The sequence below is a fragment of the Streptomyces yongxingensis genome, from assembly GCF_055597465.1.
The window spans coordinates 3109254-3125440 of sequence record NZ_CM145717.1 but is presented as its reverse complement, the minus strand read 5'-3'; the positions used below and the strand labels follow the sequence as shown (position 1 = coordinate 3125440).

Sequence of the window (16187 nt, the reverse complement as noted above, 5' to 3'; positions counted from 1 at the left end):
TGTTACGTCACGGTTGAGTGGTGGGCCCGACGAGGCGGTCGCCGGACAGCAGCGTGCCTGCTTGCTTGATGTGCCGTAGGACAGGTGAGACTTCCATACTCTGCAGGCCGGGCAGGGCCCCGATGCGCTCCGACGTGAATTCGAAGAGTTCGTCGAGGTCTCGGCAGTGGGCGACGGCATGGACGTTGTAGGGGCCGGAGATGGCCGCCGCGAAAGCGATCTCGGGTTCGCGTGCCAGCGAGCGTCCGACGTTCTTCACCTCTGACGGGTGCACTCGCAGCCACAGGTTGGCCCGCGCGTGATAGCCCAGAGCCGCTGGGGCGATCTCGACGTCGATGTGGACGACGCGTTCCCGAAGCAGGACGCGCAGGCGTCGGGATACGCGGCCCGGGGTGGAGTCCGCCGCTGTGGCGAGGGCGACGAGACTGGCCCGGCCATCCGCGGCGAGCGCGTCAAGTATCTTCTCGTCTTCGGCGGTGAGGTGTACGGGGTCGTCGGTGACGACCGGAGACTCCGTGAACGGGGGGCTGTCGCTCCCGAGCATGGCTTCCTGCTCCGGGGACAGCACGCCGTGGAGCGCGGCCCAGTAGTGGCCGCGGCCTCCCATGAACTGGCGGAGCATGGCGAAGGCACTGATGTCGAGCACCGCCGCGGTGCGCGGAAGCCGTTCGCCGAGCAGCTCTTCCCGCTGGGCTTGATCCCGTGACTGAGTCGCGCATGTGACTTCGGAGCCCGCCGCGCCCAGGGCCACCCAGTTGACATCGTCTCGCTTGGCGAGTGCGCCCGCGATCGCCGCGACGCTGCCGGGCCGGCAGCGTAGTCGTACCAGCCATCTGCTTTGTCCCAGCGCCCCCGGGTTGACCACGCCGGCGACGCGGATGACGCCGTCGGACCGCAGGCGCCGATACCGGCGGTTGATGGTGGCTTCGGTGAGGCCGAGCGCGGCCGCTATCGAGGCGAAGGAGGCTCGCGGGGCGACCTGCAGTGCTCGAATGATTCGCACATCATCGGGTTGTATCGCGACGGATCCAGACACTGACGCACCTGCCATAGCGGGAATCCTACATATCGAGCTGCCTGGATCGCTCCCGCGACAGCACGGCGAGCAGACTTGTCCCGTACCGATCAAGAGCCCCAGCGGTCGCACTCCGGTGTCGCCCCGAGGCGGTCCGGGTCAAGCACGCACGAAGTGAGCTCGCCACGTAAAGGAACGGAGATGACGCCGCATGTCATCGACTGCCACAGGGCAGCACATGCCGACCGCCCTCATCGTCGGGGCGTCGCGCGGCCTCGGCCACGCGATGGCGGCTGAATTCCTCGGCCGAGGCTGGAACGTCATCGGCACGGTCCGCGACACCTCCGCGCGAACGCCCCTGCACGATCTCGCCGACAGTGCCGAGGGCCACGTCAGCATCGAGCATCTAGACATCAACGAGCCCGACCACCTCGCGCCCCTGCACGAACGTCTTGTGGAACGCCGGCTCGACCTGCTCTTCGTCAACGCCGGCACCACGAACAACGAGCAGACACCCATCGGCAAGGTGGCGACAGACGACTTCGTCGAGGTGATGATCACCAACGCTTTGAGCCCGATGCGCGTCATCGAGGCGCTCGAAGACCTGGTGTCCCCCACCGGCCTCATCGGAGCGATGTCGTCCGGACAGGGCAGCATCACGAACAACACGACCGCGGGCCGTGAGGTCTACCGGGGAAGCAAAGCGGCCTTGAACATGTTCATGCGCGGTTTCGCGGCCCGGCAGGCCGAGACACAGCGCGGCTTCGTCCTCCTGGCCCCGGGCTGGATCCGCACCGCGCTCGGGGGGCCGGACGCGCCGTTCACCGTCGAGGAGAGCGTCCCGCTGCTGGTGGACGTCCTGCTGTCCAGACTGGGCACGCCCGGCCTGGCCTATCTGGACCGCTCCGGGCGGACAGTGCCCTGGTGAAGCCCCGCCGAACGCGCGGCAGGGGCCGTCGGCTGCCTCGGCGCGGGACGCCGCCTCAGTGGGGGATGGTGTCGATGACCTCGCGGGCGCCCTGGCGGAGGAGCGCCACCGCGACCGACGTCCCCAGGGTGGCCGGGTCCAGGGGGCCCGCCCATTCGTGGGCGTCCAGGACCGTCTTGCCGTCGGGGCTGAAGACCCGGGCGCGCAGCGAGAGGCGGCCGTCGCGCTCGGCCCTGGCGTAGCCCGCGATGGGGGAGTTGCAGTGGCCCTGGAGCACATGCAGCAGCATGCGCTCCGCGGTGATCTCCTTCCAGACGGCGGCGTCGCCGAGTCCGGCCACGGCCTCGATCGTCTCGGTGTCGTCCTCCCGGCACTGGAGCCCCAGCACCCCGGCCCCGATCGGCGGGCACATGGTGTCCACCGGCAGGATCTCGCTGATCCGGTCCGTACGGCCGATCCGCTCCAGGCCCGAGACGGCCAGCAGCAGCGCGTCGCACTCGCCCGCGTCCAGCTTCTCCAGCCGGCGGTTGGCGTTGCCGCGCATCGGCACGCACTCCAACTGCGGGTGGGTGATGGCGAGCTGGGCGACGCGGCGGACCGAGGAGGTGCCGATCCGGGTCCCCGCGGGCATCTCGTCGAGGGTCAGCCCGCCGGGGTGGATCACGGCGTCGCGGATGTCGTCCCGCTTGAGGTACGCGGCGAAGACCGTGCCCGCGGGCAGCGGACGGTCGGCGGGCACGTCCTTGATGCAGTGCACCGCGAGATCCGCCTCACCCGCCAGCAGCGTGGCGTCCACCTCCTTGGTGAACGCCCCCTTCCCGCCCAGCTTCGACAGATCGCCCATCCACCGGTCGCCGGAGGTGGTGACCGGTACGACCTCCGTACGGATCCCCGGCCGCAGCGCGGCCAGCTCGGTACGGACCCGTTCGACCTGGGCGAGGGCCATGGGGGAGGAGCGGGAGACGATGCGGATCAGTTCAGCGGAACCGGAGTCGGAGGCGGAAGACATGGGTAGAGGATAGGGCGTCCCGGACCCGCCCCGAGCCACGCCCCCGGCAGCTATGCCGTAGATCTCAGCCGTCCGCCCGGGGCTCGAGGGGGAAACCCTCGGCGACCATGGCCGCGAGATCGAAGTACGCCTCCTGGCTCTTCGGCCGCATCATCTCCAGGTCCACTTCGGCGCCCACCGCGAGATGTTCGTCGAACGGCACGACGACCACACCGCGGCAGCGGGTCTCGAAGTGCGACACGATGTCCTCGACCTTGATCATCTTGCCGGTCTCCCGCACCTCCGAGATGACCGTGACGCTGCGGGAGACCAGATCGGCGTAGCCGTGCGCGGCCAGCCAGTCCAGCGTGGTGCTCGCGCTGCTCGCACCGTCCACCGAGGGGGTCGAGACGACGACCAGCTGGTCGGCGAGGTCCAGGACACCGCGCATGGCGCTGTAGAGCAGACCGGTGCCGGTGTCGGTGAGGATGATCGGATACTGCCGGCCGAGCACGTCCATGGCCCGGCGGTAGTCCTGGTCGCCGAAGGTCGTGGAGACCGCCGGATCCACGTCGTTGGCGAGGATCTCCAGCCCCGACGGCGCCTGTGAGGTGAACCGCCGGATGTCCATGTAGCTGTGGAGATACGGGATCGCGTTGACCAGGTCGCGGATGGTCGCGGCGGTCTCGCGCCGCACCCGGCGGCCGAGGGTGCCCGCGTCGGGGTTGGCGTCGATCGCGAGGATCCTGTCCGGGCGCAGCGCGGCGAGGGTGGAGCCGAGGGCGGCGGTCGTCGTGGTCTTGCCCACACCGCCCTTGAGGCTGATCACCGCGATGCGGTAGCAGGAGAGCACCGGCGTACGGATCAGCTCCTGCTTGCGCTGCCGCTCCGCCTCGTCTCTCCGGCCGCCGAACCTGAACAGGGAGGCGAGCTGCGCTCTTCTGCGCTTCTGCGGCCTGCCGCGCATCAGCCGGTCGGACGACAGCTCGACCGACGCGGAGTACCCGAGCGAGGAGCCCGTCACCGACGGCGTCTGAGCGGGCGGGGCGCCGGTGGGCCAAGCGGGCGGGGGGGGCGGGAAGGCCGCGGGCTCATGCGGTGGGAGCTGGTGGCCGCAGTGCCCGCAGTAGCGGTTGTACGGCGGCGCGGCCGCCCCGCAGTCGGGGCAGTGGTCGGTCCGCGAGGCTAGCAGGGGAACGCGGAGATCCGTGCCGCAAGAGCCACAGAAGCGGTCGTCCTGCTCCAGCGGACTGCCGCAGGACGGGCAGATGGCCCAGTGCGGCGGCTGCCATGCTTCCGTGTCCTGCCGCTCCCCCGGGCCGTCCCCGGCCGGCTCGGGAAAGGGAAAGAGGGCCGCGAAAGCGTCCCCGGTCTCCAAGGTCTCCCTGTTTTCCGGGTTCTCCCGGAAATCCGGGGCTCCCGGGGGCGCCGCCGCGACGAACCCCAGGTCTGCCGCCCAGCTTTCGACGTCGTCCGGGGGCCTCGGCCCCACCGGGAGCTCCACCACCGACGGCGGGGGCGGGGGTGGCGGAAGCGTGGGGGCGCCGAACCGCGCCGCCAGGCGGGATCCCACCTCGGCGAAGGCCCGCGCCCCGGCGGGAAGGCTGTCGGGGCCGTCCGGATGGGCCAGCCACGCGGGGAAGTCCGGTGCACGGCCAGCCAGTTGCTCCAGTTTCTGCCCGATGTGCCGCCCGGTGCCGATGAGTTCGGCCGTCGGCACGGCGTCCAGCAGGGCATCCCGCGCCGTCTCCGTGAAGTCGAAGACACGGTGCTGCGGCAGCGGCTCATCCGCCGGTGGCCCCGCCGCGACCGGCCGCATCAGCCCGCCCAGAAAGACCTCGGCGAGGTGAGCGGTCTCCGCCTGCCAGGGGACGGCGGCCTGCACCAGCCGCATGACCGGCACGGACACGGGGGCGACGGCGGCGAGGTGCGCGGCGAGGCGGTAGGCATCCGGAGAGGCCGCGTCACGGAAGCGCTGGACGGCGCCGAGCCCGTCGGCGGGCGCCGCTCCGCCCTCACGGGCCGGTTCCGGACGGCACAGAAGGGACATCAGCGCGCTTCCGCCCGGGGAGGCCACGAGCCGCGCCCAGGCGGTCATCGACGTGGGATCCGGTTCGATGACCGGCACCGGAATGCCGTCGAACGGGGCCAGGTCCGCCGGGAGCACGGGGTCGCTGACCCTCCACTCGGTGTTCGGCGCGCCGCTCTGCCGGGTCGTCACCTGCCACCGCTGCGCCCGGATGCCGGAGCCGTCCCACATCCGGCGCGGCAGCGCGTGCAGGATGGCGGTGGGCCCGCACCGCGCCCACCGCAGCACCGCCGCGTGCTTGCGGCCGTCCCGCCAGGCCGGACCCATGCCGTCGCTCAACACCAGGACTAGCGTCTGACCGGACGGATCGGCGAGCGTCTGCGACGGCCTCGCGGCCGACGACGGATCGAAGGGGCGGGCGCTCAGCTCGGGCGGGCCGGCGGGGCCGCGGGAGTGCAGCCCGTACGTCCGTACCACCCGGAAGGCGCCGAGCCGCTCCATCATCGCGCGGATCTCCGTGGCCAGCCGTTGCCAGAGCAGCATCGACATGCCGTCGTCGATGACCAGCGCCAGATCCAGCCAGCGCTCGCGGGCGGGGCGCAGGGCGACGTCCGGCAGACCGGTCTCGGCGAGCGCCGCCACCGTCGCGTCCACATCCAGCTCCCGCTTGGAGACGCTGGGCCGGTGTTGCTTGAGCGGGCGCAGCGCCCGGCCGATCCGCAGCTCGGCGCGGAGCGCCTTGCCCTCCGGGACGCGCAGCGGCAGCGCGCCGGCCGTATCCGGGGCGCGCCGGTCCGCCGGGCGGGAGCGGTTCGGCGCGGCGTGCAGCGGGCCCGCGGGCCCCGCGGCCGGCGCCGACGGCGGGCCCAGGGCGCCGCGGGACGCCGACGGGGCGAGGAGGTAGTCCCCGTCCGCGTCCGCCTCCTCCTCCGCCGGGGCGTCGGGCGGCGCGGCAACCGGCGGCCGGGTCAGGCAGCGCAGTACCGGCGCGTCCTCGGCCCCGGCGGGCAGTCGCCCCGCCAGCCACAGCGCGTCCAGCAGCTCTTCCTGCGCCAGCGGGACGCCGCTGTCCGCGAGGACCGCGAGCAGCGCGCCCAGGTCCTCGCCGAGCTGGCCGACGTCCCTGGCCATCGGACTACACCGCCCCGGTCAGCCGGTGCAGCACGGCGTCCAGCAGCCCGTCCGCGTCCAGGTCCACGCCTCCCGCGCGGAGGAAGACCGCGTTCAGCAACTGGTCGGTGGCCAGTTCGCCCGGGGCGCGCCGGCGCAGGAACGCCTGGAGCAGATCGTCCACCTCGTGCAGCGCGTCCTCGCCGAGGTGCGCGGTGACGATCGCACGCAGCCGGTGCTCGTCCGGCGGCGGCAGCTCCAGCCGCACGCAGCGGCGCAGAAACGCGGGCGGGAAGTCGCGCTCGCCGTTGCTGGTGATGACGACGACGGGGAACTCCTTACAGCGTACCCGGCCGCGCACCACGACCGTCTTCTCCTCGATCCGCAGCGTCGGAACGCGCACGTCGGGCTGTTCGTCGGAGAGCCGCGACAGCTCGGGGATCTCGAACTCGCCCTCCTCGAAGATCGTCAGCAGATCGTTGGGCAGATCCACATCGCCCTTGTCGAGCTCGTCGATGAGCAGCACCCGGGGCCGCGACCGGGGCACCAGGGCGGTGCCGAGCGGGCCGAGCCGCATGAAGGAGCCGATGTCCGGCTCGGGGCGGCCCTGATCCCTGCTCATGGTCGTCTCACGCAGCCGGCCGACCGCGTCGTAGCGGTAGAGCGCGTCCTGCACGGTGGAGCGGCTGTTGACCGGCCAGCGGAGCACCTCGCCGAGGCCCAGCTCATGCGCCACCGCCTGGGCCAGCGACGACTTGCCCGTGCCGGGCTGGCCGGTCACCAACAGGGGGCGGCGCAGATGGAGCGCGGCGTTCACGATGTCGGCGTGGGCCGGTGAGATCAGATACGGCGGAGGTTCGCCCCCGTCGGTCCCCGGACGCGCGGTGCCGCCGAACCGCCGCCAGGGCGGGGCCGACGGCAGCGGAGTCGCGCGCGCCACGCCGTCCCCGCGGAAGAGCCGCCATTCCGCCGGCTCGGCCGGGGGCGGGTCCTGCCGCGCCGGCGGGGCGGGGGACGGCGACGGCCCGGAGTTCTGCTGGTACCAGGAGGGAGGCGAGAAATCGATGGAGAACTCCTCCGCGGGGGGAGCGGGTCCGTCCGGTGGAGGGGCGAAGCCGTCATCGCCCGGGACGCCGTCCCGGTTGCCGTCGCCGTCGCGTGCCGTCATGCGACCTCCATCGCGCTGTCGTCGGTGTTCATCACGGCTCCGTCGGGTCGGCCAATTCCAGCTGCGGCAGTTCACGACCCGGCTCGGCCCAGGCCAGCACCGGACGCCCCGGGGAGCCCTGCGGGCGGCCGAGCGTCCGGGCGCGGTAGGCGCGCACCGTCTCGGGGAGGCGGCCCGGCGGGGTGCCCGCGACCGCCCGCACGGCAGGGGAGCCGGACTCCCCGGCCTTGTCCCGGTCCCAGACCACGACCGGCACCCCCATCGCCAGACACAGCTGCACGATCTCCATGCGGACATCGGCCGGGACGCCGTCCACGGTGGCCAGCGGGGCGTCCAGGTGGTCCATGAGCAGCCCGTACACCCCGTTCTTGCCGCCCGTGGAGCGGTCGATGTGCACGGCGCCCCCGTCGTCCAGCCGCTCCCAGCGGTGGCGCCGCGCCGCCTTGAAGCGCTCACCCCGCAGCAGCTCCGGGCAGTTGACGACCAGCGGATACTCCGCGCCCAGCACTCCGGGGAGCAGCCCGGCCGGACCCGGCCACTCCCACTGGTCGACCGGGACCTCCAGCCCCTCACGGTCCACGATGAGTTCGATGACCGGGCGGATGCCCGCCGGGAGCGCCCGGTGCAGCGGTTCGATCACGGTCAGGATGTCCTCGGCCGCCTGCGCCGCGCTGCGGGGCCTGTCGCCGCCGTCCGAGACGCGCCGCGGCCCGGCCCCCTCGTCACACCACAGCCGCAGGCGGTAGTGGTGGGTGCCGTCGTGGTCGGGGTGGGCGGTGAGCCATACGAGCACCCGGGGCGCCGCCATGGGTGCCCGCTGCCGCTCCGCCCACTCATGGGCGTCCGCCCGGCGCTCCGCCAGGGCCGCCTCGTGGACCCCGAGGCGGGCGGCGACCGCCGTGCTCCAGCGGCGCAGCCCGTCGCGCGGCCCGGACGGGCTCAGGGCCGCCACATAGGCGGCCACGCGCAGCAGCCCGGGGACGACCGAGGTGCCCTCCGGGACCGGGCGACTGTCCCCGCGCAGCCCCTCCAGATACTCGACGAGCGCCGTGATCCGCGCCATGCGGACGGTGGCGTCCGGACTGCCCCAGTCGGCTCCGGCCAGCAGCGCCCCGGGCAGCTCGGCGACCGGCAGCGCGGCCCGTATGACCGAGGGGAAGCGGGCCGCCGTCGCCGCGGGCACCTGCCCGAGCAGTGCCAGCAACTCGTCCAGCTCGGTGGGGGAGAGCAGCCGTGGCACGCCCGACATCCGCCCCGCCGCCAGGAGTTCGGCGACCGCGCCCGGGGCGGCGGGATGCAGCACCTCGGTGAGGGCGGGCAGCGCGCGTCCGTCGGTCGTGAGCAACCGCGCGAACTCATCGACCGACGGCGCGGATCCGTCCGCCCGGTGATGGTGCCCGCACCGCCCGGCGACGGCGCGCGCGCAGTCGGCCCGCCGGACCGGGTCCGCCAGCGCCCGGCCGAGCACGGCGGCCAGCGCCCGGTGGGCCGGGTCGACGGCCCTGCCGTCCACCGGCGCCGGCTCGTCGAGGACGTGCTCGGCCCCCGCGCGGGCCAGCTCGGCCCGGATCCGCTGCCAGGGGATGCCCCAGCTGCGGCGGGCGACATGCTCCGGGGAGTACGAGAGCGGGGTGCCGTATCGCGGGTGGCGCGGCGGAGTGAGGGCGGCCGCCACCAGGCCGACCACCGCGCCCGCGTCCCCCGACCACAGCGGCCCTCCGCTGTAGCCGTGATCGATGGCGACCCCGGTCAGCCCCTCGCCGTCCACATAGCCGATCCGGCCGTCGCACGAGGTCACCCGAGCGGTGGCGACGGTGGCGTGCAGCCCGCTGCCGTGCCACGCGCGGACGAACTGCCCCTCCGCCATGGCCTGCCAGCGCGGCGGCCGCACATCGCGGGGGAGGGGCTCGACGAACTCGAGCACGGCCAGGTCGCCGTCCCACTCCACACCGTTCGCCGCGCCGGGCGGTATCCACACCGCCAGCCGGGCCGTGCACGCGTGCGGCTCGCCGTCCGGGCCGTGCACCAGCACCTTCAGGGTCTCCTGCGCCGGGCGCTCGGCGCAGATCGTGTTCTCCTTCCCGAGCGCGCAGTTGATAACGTGCGCGCAGGTCAGAAAGCGGGCGCGGGGCAGCAGCACACCGGAGCCGACCGCCTCGCGGTCGGACTGGCTCAGCACCGACACCGTGGCTGGACGCTGCCCGGTGGACCGGACGGGGAGAAACCAATCCATCGATCAGGCCGTACGCGAACCCGATAGCTGCCAGGTAGCCGAAATGGTCATGCTCGCCTGGCCGTTCGCCCCGACGATGCCCAGCTTCAGGTCCTGCCCGACCTGCACCCCGAACTGCACCTGGATCTCATCGGGCGGATTCGGCGCGGCGGAGATGGCGTTGTGCACCTCCTGCAACAGCGGCCCCAGCGGCCGCAATACGGCCTGCAGCCCTTCGACGGCCAGCGCCGCCGCGCCCCTGGGCGCCCGCCCCACCGGCGTCACACCCCCGATACCCCCGGGCATCGCGGGCCCTTTCCCGCCCTCGCCCGAGCCGTTGGGAGGCGCCGGGGCGGAAGCGGTGGCCACCGGGGTCAGCTCCAGGCGCACGGGGGTGCCATCGGGCAGGGGAAACTCCGCGTAGTCCGTCACACCCCCATCATGCCCACCTACAAGCCGCTGGTCTCCCCTTTTGCGGCAACATCCCACGTGGGGGCCACGCGCACGGCGCGGCACATCGATGTCGGATTCCCGCGAGCCTGTCCCCACCCCGCTGGCGGATGCTGGACCCATGCACACCGACACCGACCGGTGCCTCCGCGCCGCACAGGCCAAGGACGCCCGCTTCGACGGGTGGTTCTTCATCGCCGTCGTGACCACCGGGATCTACTGCCGGCCGAGCTGCCCGGTGGTCGGGCCCAAGCCCGAGAACATGCGGTTCTACCCCAGCGCGGCGGCCGCCCAGCAGGCCGGGTTCCGGGCATGCAAGCGGTGCCGTCCGGACGCCAGCCCCGGCTCGCCGCAGTGGAACGAGCGGGCGGATCTGGTGGCCCGCGCCATGCGGCTGATCGCCGACGGCGTGGTGGACCGGGACGGGGTGCCGGGCCTGGCGGCCCGGCTGGGATACAGCACCCGGCAGATCGAGCGGCAGCTGCTCGCCGAGCTCGGCGCGGGCCCGCTCGCGCTCGCCAGGGCCCAGCGGGCGCAGACCGCGCGGCTGCTGATCGAGACCAGCGCGCTGCCGATGGCGGACATCGCCTTCGCGGCCGGGTTCGCCAGCGTCCGCGCGTTCAACGAGACCGTACGGGAGATCTTCGCGCTCTCCCCGACCGAGCTGCGGCAGCGGGCGCGGCGCGGGCCGTGCACCAGCGTGCCGGGGGCACTCACGCTGCGGCTGCCGTTCCGGGCGCCGCTGTGCCCGGACAACCTCTTCGGCCACCTCGCCGCCACCGCCGTCCCCGGTGTCGAGGAGTGGCGCGACGGCGCGTACCGGCGGACGCTGCGGCTGCCGTACGGGCCAGGGGTGGTCACCCTCAGCCCGCGCCCGGACCACATCGCCTGCCAGCTCTCCCTCGCCGACCTGCGCGACCTGGCCGGGGCGATCAGCCGCTGCCGGCGGCTGCTGGACCTCGACGCGGACCCGGCCGCCGTGGACGACCTGCTGCGTACGGACCTTCAGCTGGCCCCGCTGGTCGACAAGGCCCCGGGGCGGCGGGTGCCGCGCGCGGTGGACGCGGACGAGTTCGCGGTGCGCGCGGTGCTCGGCCAGCAGGTGTCCACGGCGGCCGCCCGCACCCACGCCGGGCGCCTGGTGGCGGCGCACGGCGAGCCCGTGGAGGACCCGGCGGGCGGCCTGACCCACCTCTTCCCGTCCGTCCAGGCCCTCGCCGGGCTGGACCCCGAGAAGCTGGCCATGCCCCGCACCCGCCGCGCCACCCTCACCGGGCTGGTCGGCGCGCTCGCCGAGGGCCGGGTCGCGCTCGGCGTCGGCAGCGACTGGGACGAGGCCCGCGCGAGCCTCGGCGCGCTGCCGGGGCTCGGCCCCTGGACCGTCGAGGTGATCGCGATGCGCGCCCTCGGCGACCCGGACGCCTTCCTCCCGACCGACCTCGGAGTGCGCCGCGCCGCCGCCGATCTGGGCCTGCCCGCCACGCCCGGCGCCCTCACCCGCCACTCGACCCGCTGGCGCCCCTGGCGCGCCTACGCCGTCCAATACCTATGGGCCACGGACGCGGCTCACGCCATCAACCGCCTACCTGCGGCATGACCGTTCGTGGGCAATCGTCGCGCGGGACGATTGCCCGCTAAGCCGCCCGACCCGCACCCCACGCATCACCCAGACACCGCCGAGGAACACCATGAGCCGCACCCACACCACCATCGACAGCCCCTACGGCCCCCTCACCCTCGTGGCCACCGGCACCGACCTCTCCGGCCTCTACATGGTCGAGCAGCGCCACCGCCCACCCGAGGAGACCTTCGGCAGCCCCGGCGACCCGGCCGACGCCCCCTTCGCCGAGACCGTCCGCCAGCTCACGGCCTACTTCGCGGGCGAGCTGACCGAGTTCGACCTGCCGCTGCACCTGGACGGCACGCCCTTCCAGCGCCGCGTCTGGGCCGAGCTGCGGGCCATCCCGTACGGCGAGACCTGGTCGTACGGCCGGCTGGCCGACCGCATCGGACAGCCGGCCGCCTCCCGCGCGGTGGGCCTGGCCAACGGCAAGAACCCGGTCGGCATCATCGTCCCCTGCCACCGCGTCGTCGGCTCGACCGGCAGCCTCACCGGCTACGGCGGTGGCCTGGACCGCAAGCGGCGGCTGCTGGAGTTCGAGGCGCGGCAGGAACTGCCCGGCCTCTTCTGACGCGGAACGGGGGCGATCAGCCCCCGTCACCCACCGCGATGCGATCCAGCAGAGCAGGCAGAGCCGTACTGATGGGCTCGCGAACGACCTCCTCCGCGAGCTCGTCGTACGGCGTCGGCTCCGCATTGACGATGATCAGCCGGGCACCGTGCTCGGCGGCCAGCCCGGCGAGCGAGGCCGCGGGCTGAACCTGGAGGCTGGTGCCGACCGCGATGAAGATCTCGCACGCCTGCGCCACCGCGACCGCTTCCGTCAGCACGTCCGGATCGAGGTTCTCCCCGAACATCACCGTGGCCGACTTCAGGATCCCGCCGCACTCCCGGCACGCGGGATCCGCCTCACCCGCCGCGACCCGCTCCAGCGCCTCGTCCATCCCGGACCGCGCCTCGCAGTGGGTGCACCGCACGGCCCGCGCGGTGCCGTGCAGTTCCAGCACCTTGCGCGCGGGCATCCCGGCGATCTGGTGCAGCCCGTCCACGTTCTGGGTGATCACCCGCACCGGCACCCCCGAGCGCTCCAGCCGGGCGACGGCCTCGTGCGCCCCGTTGGGCCGGGCGTGCAGCGCCTCGCTGTCGCGCCGCATCTGCCAGGAGCGGCGCCGGATCTCGGGGTCGGTCATGTAGTACTCGTACGTCACGAGCTTCTCGGCCTCGGGGTCCTGCCGCCACAGCCCCCGCGGACCGCGATAGTCGGGGATCCCGGAGTCGGTGGAGATGCCCGCCCCGCTCAGGATCGCCACCAGCGGCCGGTGCGTCGTCTCGCTGCTCATGCGGCGAGCGTACGCACGCCGCGCGGCCGACGGCGAGCGCGTTTCCCCGTGGGGTTCACCCTCTCGGCGGGGAATCACCGATCCCTGTGACTCCGCGTGGTCGGACCGTCCTGCGCCGCGGCTTCTTGACCGGGCCGAGAGGAATGGCGGGGGTGGCGATGGCGGACCCGACGGACGAGGCCGCGGGCGATGGCGCGGTGGATCCGTTCCGACTCGAAGGACACCACGCGGCCCGGCCTCACCCTGGGCCGGGCCGACTGGGCCCGCTTCGTGCGGTACGTCACCGACGCGTCGTGAGCGCCGACTTCAGGTAGTCCTCCACGCGCGCAACGGGTCGACCGAGAACATCGGCAAGCGTGGGGTCGACCGGCGCGAAGTCGCCGTCGCGGCCGGCGGCGAAGAGGCCGACGAGCAGGTCGGCCGACGACTCGGGCACGCCATGGGTGACCAACCGCGCCCGGTAGTCGTCGTCGGAGACGACCACCCGGCGGATCGGTCGGCCCGTCAGCCGCGTGAGGATCTCCGCGATTCCGGCCATGTCGATCACCTCAGGGCCGGTGAGCGCGGGGCTCAGGCCGTCGAGGACCTCGCCGGTGAGGGCGAGGGCCGCCGCGTCGGCGAGGTCGGCATGGGCGGTCCAGGCGACCGGCCCGTCCTCCGGCACGGCCAGGACGCCCGTCTCCAGCGCGCCCCTGACCAGCTCCACGGCCGATGACATGTAGAAGCCGTTGCGCAGCGAGGTGAAGGGGACACCGGACTGCCGGAGCGCCTCCTCGGTGGCGGCGTGGTCGGGCATCGGGGCGAACGGGGAGGACGGGTTCGCGCCCATGTGGCTCGTGTAGAGGATCCGCTTCGCCCCGGCCGCCGCCGCGGCCGCGATGGCCGTGCGGTGGCCCCGGACGGCGACCTCGCCCGTGGTGCTCGTCGAGACGATCAGAACCTTCGAGGCGCCCTCGAAGGCGTGGGGGAGGGTGTCCGGGTCGGCGAAGTCGCCCCGGCGGACGCGCACGCCCCGCGCGCCGAGGTCCCGCGCCGCCTCCACGTCGCGCACGCTGACGCCGATCTCCTCGGCGGGGACGGCTTCCAGCAGCCGCTCGGCGACCATCCGGCCGAGCTGCCCATTGGCTCCGGTAACGATGATCACGGTGACCTCCTCTGCGTGTTTCCAGCGATATCGCCGTCAACGTATCACCGGAAACGAAAGGTCGCTAACGAGATCCTGTTATCGTTGGAACCATGGAGAGGGAGGGCGTCACCGCGCCGGACGCACACCACGACGCGAGCCGCGAGGCAAACCGCGAGGCAAACGGCGACCGTGACGGGAACCGCGATGGGAACCGCGACCGCATCGTCGCGGCCGCCGCCCGGCTGCTGTCCGACGGCGGCCCCGACGCGGTCTCGACCCGCGCGGTGAGCTCCGCGGCCGGGGTGCAGCCGCCGACCATCTACCGGCTCTTCGGCGACAAACAGGGCCTGCTCGACGCGGTCGTCGCGTACGGCTTCACGGAGTACCTGAGCAGCAAGACCGCCCAGGAACCCACGGACGACCCGGTCGAGGACCTGCGCGCCGGCTGGGACCTCCACATCGGCCTCGGCCTGGCCAACCCGGCGCTGTACTCGCTGATGTACGGCGGGCACCGCCCCGGGGTGTCCTCACCGGCCGCCGTCGCCGCCTTCGAGATGCTCGCCCGGCTCATCCGGCGCATCGCAGAGGCGGGGCGGCTCGCCATCCCCGAGGAGCGCGCCGCGGCGCTCGTCCACGCGGCCGGCTGCGGTACAACGTTCACGCTCATCGCCACGCCCGAGGACCGCCGCGATCCGGAGCTGTCCCGTACCGCCCGTGAGGCGGCCATCGCGGCGATCACCACGGACGCGCCCGCCGCCGCCGAGCCCGGACCCGTCGCGGCCGCCGTCACCCTGCGTGCCGCGCTGCCCCGGACGGACGCGCTGACCGCGCCCGAGCGCGGCCTCCTGCGGGAGTGGCTGGACCGGATCGCCGATCCGGCCCCCATCGTCGGCGAGCGGACCGAAACCCCCTAGCCCGAGACCGCCTGGCCCGCGACCGCCAGCCGGTGCGTACGCGCCGCGAGGTCGCTGACGCGGGCCCCGTCGAAGCCGAAGACGGCGCTGCGCACCCGGTCCTCAAGCGGCTCGGTCCACTGTGGCGGGATGGCCGCCGCGCCGCACAGCACCCCCGCGACCGATCCGGCCGTGGCGCCGTTGGAGTCGGTGTCCAGGCCGCCGCGTACCGTCAGGGCGATCGTCGTCGTGAAGTCGCCCGCGCCGTAGAGCAGCCCGGCCGTGAGGACGGCGGCGTTGGGGACCACATGGATCCAGGGCAGCCCGGTGGTCTCCCGCTCCAACTGGGCGAGCGCGTCCGCCCACGTCACGCCCGCGTCGTGCAGCGATGCGATCCGGCGCACCGTACGGGCCAGGCGGCAGCGCGGCGGGATCCGGTCCAGGGCGCTCTCGACGGCGGCGCGCGGACCGTCCGCCGTGAACGCGGCCGCGATCAGCGCGGCCGCCCACATCGCCCCGTACACCCCGTTGCCCGTGTGGGAGAGGACGGCGTCGCGGCGGGCCATCGCGGCGGCGCGCCGCGGATCGCCGGGGTTGACCCAGCCGTGGATATCGGCGCGGATCAGGGCGCCGATCCACTCCTGGTAGGGGTTGTCGAGGGTCGCGCTGAGCGGTGGCTTCACCCCGGCCGTGAGATTGCGGTAGGCGACCCGCTCGGCGGTGAAGGTCTGCAGATACGGCAGCCGCAACAGCCACACCTCGCCGACCTGCTCGGTGCTGAAGTCGGGGCCGTGGGTCTCGAGGAGGTGCAGGCCGAGAACGGAGTAGTCCACGTCGTCGTCGCGGCAACTGCCGTGGATCCGGCCGCGGACGCAACTCTGCCACTCGGGGCGCAGCTCGAACTCCACCGGGTCGGGCGGCGGCTCCAGCGCGGGGAGGTAGTCGGTCAGCGGGAGGGCGTCGGCGCGGCGCAGATACCGGTCGATGCGGTCGCGGGTCCAATGGTCGCCGTTCTCGACGGGTTTGCCGAGCATGTTCCCGGCGATCCGGCCGAGCCAGCCACCGAGGATCCGGTCCGCGAGTGCGCTCCCGCTGAGGGCCATGGGTCAGGTGTACCCATCTGAGGTGGGTGTACCGGTGCGGCCGCGCCGGATAGGGTCACAGCGGCGCGACCGCCTGTGCGAATGCGAGGGGTTACGAAGGTGACGGACGCTTCGACGGAGGCTTCGGAGGACTCGGCGGCTTCGGAGACGGAAGCCACGGCAGGGACGGGGAGCGGAACCGGAACTGGAACCGAGACCGGGACC

At 73.5% G+C, this 16187-nt stretch carries 14 protein-coding genes; 5 read left to right on the top strand and 9 right to left on the bottom strand.

All coding sequences use genetic code 11. From position 1 onward, the window contains the following. Positions 1-7 precede the first annotated feature (7 nt). Positions 8-1036, bottom strand: a complete 1029-nt coding sequence (locus ACZ6TD_RS13120) for an Lrp/AsnC family transcriptional regulator (RefSeq protein ID WP_471353710.1) — start codon at positions 1034-1036, stop codon at positions 8-10. Between the two features lie 190 nt (positions 1037-1226). Between ACZ6TD_RS13120 and ACZ6TD_RS13115 the strand changes: the two genes are divergently transcribed. Further along, positions 1227-1943 (top strand): SDR family NAD(P)-dependent oxidoreductase, encoded by a 717-nt coding sequence (locus tag ACZ6TD_RS13115; protein ID WP_471353707.1) that lies wholly within the window; start codon positions 1227-1229, stop codon positions 1941-1943. Positions 1944-1998: 55 nt separating this feature from the next. On the opposite strand, the gene hemC is transcribed toward ACZ6TD_RS13115, so the two are convergent. From hemC to ACZ6TD_RS13090, 5 genes are all read right to left on the bottom strand, one after another. After that, positions 1999-2952 (bottom strand): hydroxymethylbilane synthase, encoded by a 954-nt coding sequence (hemC, locus tag ACZ6TD_RS13110; protein WP_471353706.1) that lies wholly within the window; start codon positions 2950-2952, stop codon positions 1999-2001. A gap of 64 nt (positions 2953-3016) precedes the next feature. Continuing rightward, positions 3017-6091, bottom strand: a complete 3075-nt coding sequence (locus ACZ6TD_RS13105; RefSeq protein WP_471353703.1) for an SAV_2336 N-terminal domain-related protein — start codon at positions 6089-6091, stop codon at positions 3017-3019. A gap of 4 nt (positions 6092-6095) precedes the next feature. After that, positions 6096-7238, bottom strand: a complete 1143-nt coding sequence (locus ACZ6TD_RS13100) for an AAA family ATPase (protein ID WP_471353701.1) — start codon at positions 7236-7238, stop codon at positions 6096-6098. Between the two features lie 31 nt (positions 7239-7269). Further along, positions 7270-9471, bottom strand: a complete 2202-nt coding sequence (locus ACZ6TD_RS13095) for a VMAP-C domain-containing protein (protein ID WP_471353699.1) — start codon at positions 9469-9471, stop codon at positions 7270-7272. 3 nt (positions 9472-9474) lie between these two features. Further along, on the bottom strand, positions 9475-9882 hold the full coding sequence (locus ACZ6TD_RS13090; RefSeq protein WP_471353697.1) for a CU044_2847 family protein: 408 nt from the start codon (positions 9880-9882) through the stop codon (positions 9475-9477). 139 nt (positions 9883-10021) lie between these two features. Between ACZ6TD_RS13090 and ACZ6TD_RS13085 the strand changes: the two genes are divergently transcribed. After that, the gene (locus tag ACZ6TD_RS13085) at positions 10022-11497 is read left to right on the top strand and encodes an AlkA N-terminal domain-containing protein (RefSeq protein ID WP_471353695.1); all 1476 of its coding nucleotides are present in this window, start codon (positions 10022-10024) and stop codon (positions 11495-11497) included. A gap of 91 nt (positions 11498-11588) precedes the next feature. Beyond that, a complete protein-coding gene (locus ACZ6TD_RS13080) occupies positions 11589-12092 on the top strand; it encodes a methylated-DNA--[protein]-cysteine S-methyltransferase (protein WP_471353693.1) in 504 nt (167 codons plus the stop codon). Positions 12093-12108: 16 nt separating this feature from the next. Here the strand turns inward: ACZ6TD_RS13080 and ACZ6TD_RS13075 are convergent, their stop codons facing one another. Continuing rightward, positions 12109-12861, bottom strand: coding sequence for an SIR2 family NAD-dependent protein deacylase (locus ACZ6TD_RS13075; protein ID WP_471353691.1), 753 nt, complete (start codon positions 12859-12861; stop codon positions 12109-12111). Between the two features lie 189 nt (positions 12862-13050). Between ACZ6TD_RS13075 and ACZ6TD_RS13070 the strand changes: the two genes are divergently transcribed. Then, positions 13051-13158 carry a DUF397 domain-containing protein gene (locus ACZ6TD_RS13070; protein ID WP_471353688.1) on the top strand — a complete coding sequence of 36 codons (108 nt, stop codon included), beginning with the start codon at positions 13051-13053 and terminating at the stop codon, positions 13156-13158. On the opposite strand, the gene ACZ6TD_RS13065 is transcribed toward ACZ6TD_RS13070, so the two are convergent. Further along, the gene (locus ACZ6TD_RS13065; protein ID WP_471353685.1) at positions 13142-14005 is read right to left on the bottom strand and encodes an NmrA family NAD(P)-binding protein; all 864 of its coding nucleotides are present in this window, start codon (positions 14003-14005) and stop codon (positions 13142-13144) included. The two genes, ACZ6TD_RS13070 and ACZ6TD_RS13065, sit on opposite strands and share 17 nt — an antisense overlap. Before the next feature lie 92 nt (positions 14006-14097). Here ACZ6TD_RS13065 and ACZ6TD_RS13060 point away from each other — a divergent pair, with 92 nt between their 5' ends. Continuing rightward, positions 14098-14901 carry a TetR/AcrR family transcriptional regulator gene (locus ACZ6TD_RS13060; protein WP_471353684.1) on the top strand — a complete coding sequence of 268 codons (804 nt, stop codon included), beginning with the start codon at positions 14098-14100 and terminating at the stop codon, positions 14899-14901. Here ACZ6TD_RS13060 and ACZ6TD_RS13055 read toward each other — a convergent pair. Then, positions 14898-15983 carry an ADP-ribosylglycohydrolase family protein gene (locus tag ACZ6TD_RS13055; RefSeq protein WP_471353682.1) on the bottom strand — a complete coding sequence of 362 codons (1086 nt, stop codon included), beginning with the start codon at positions 15981-15983 and terminating at the stop codon, positions 14898-14900. The two genes, ACZ6TD_RS13060 and ACZ6TD_RS13055, sit on opposite strands and share 4 nt — an antisense overlap. Between the last annotated feature and the right edge of the window lie 204 nt (positions 15984-16187).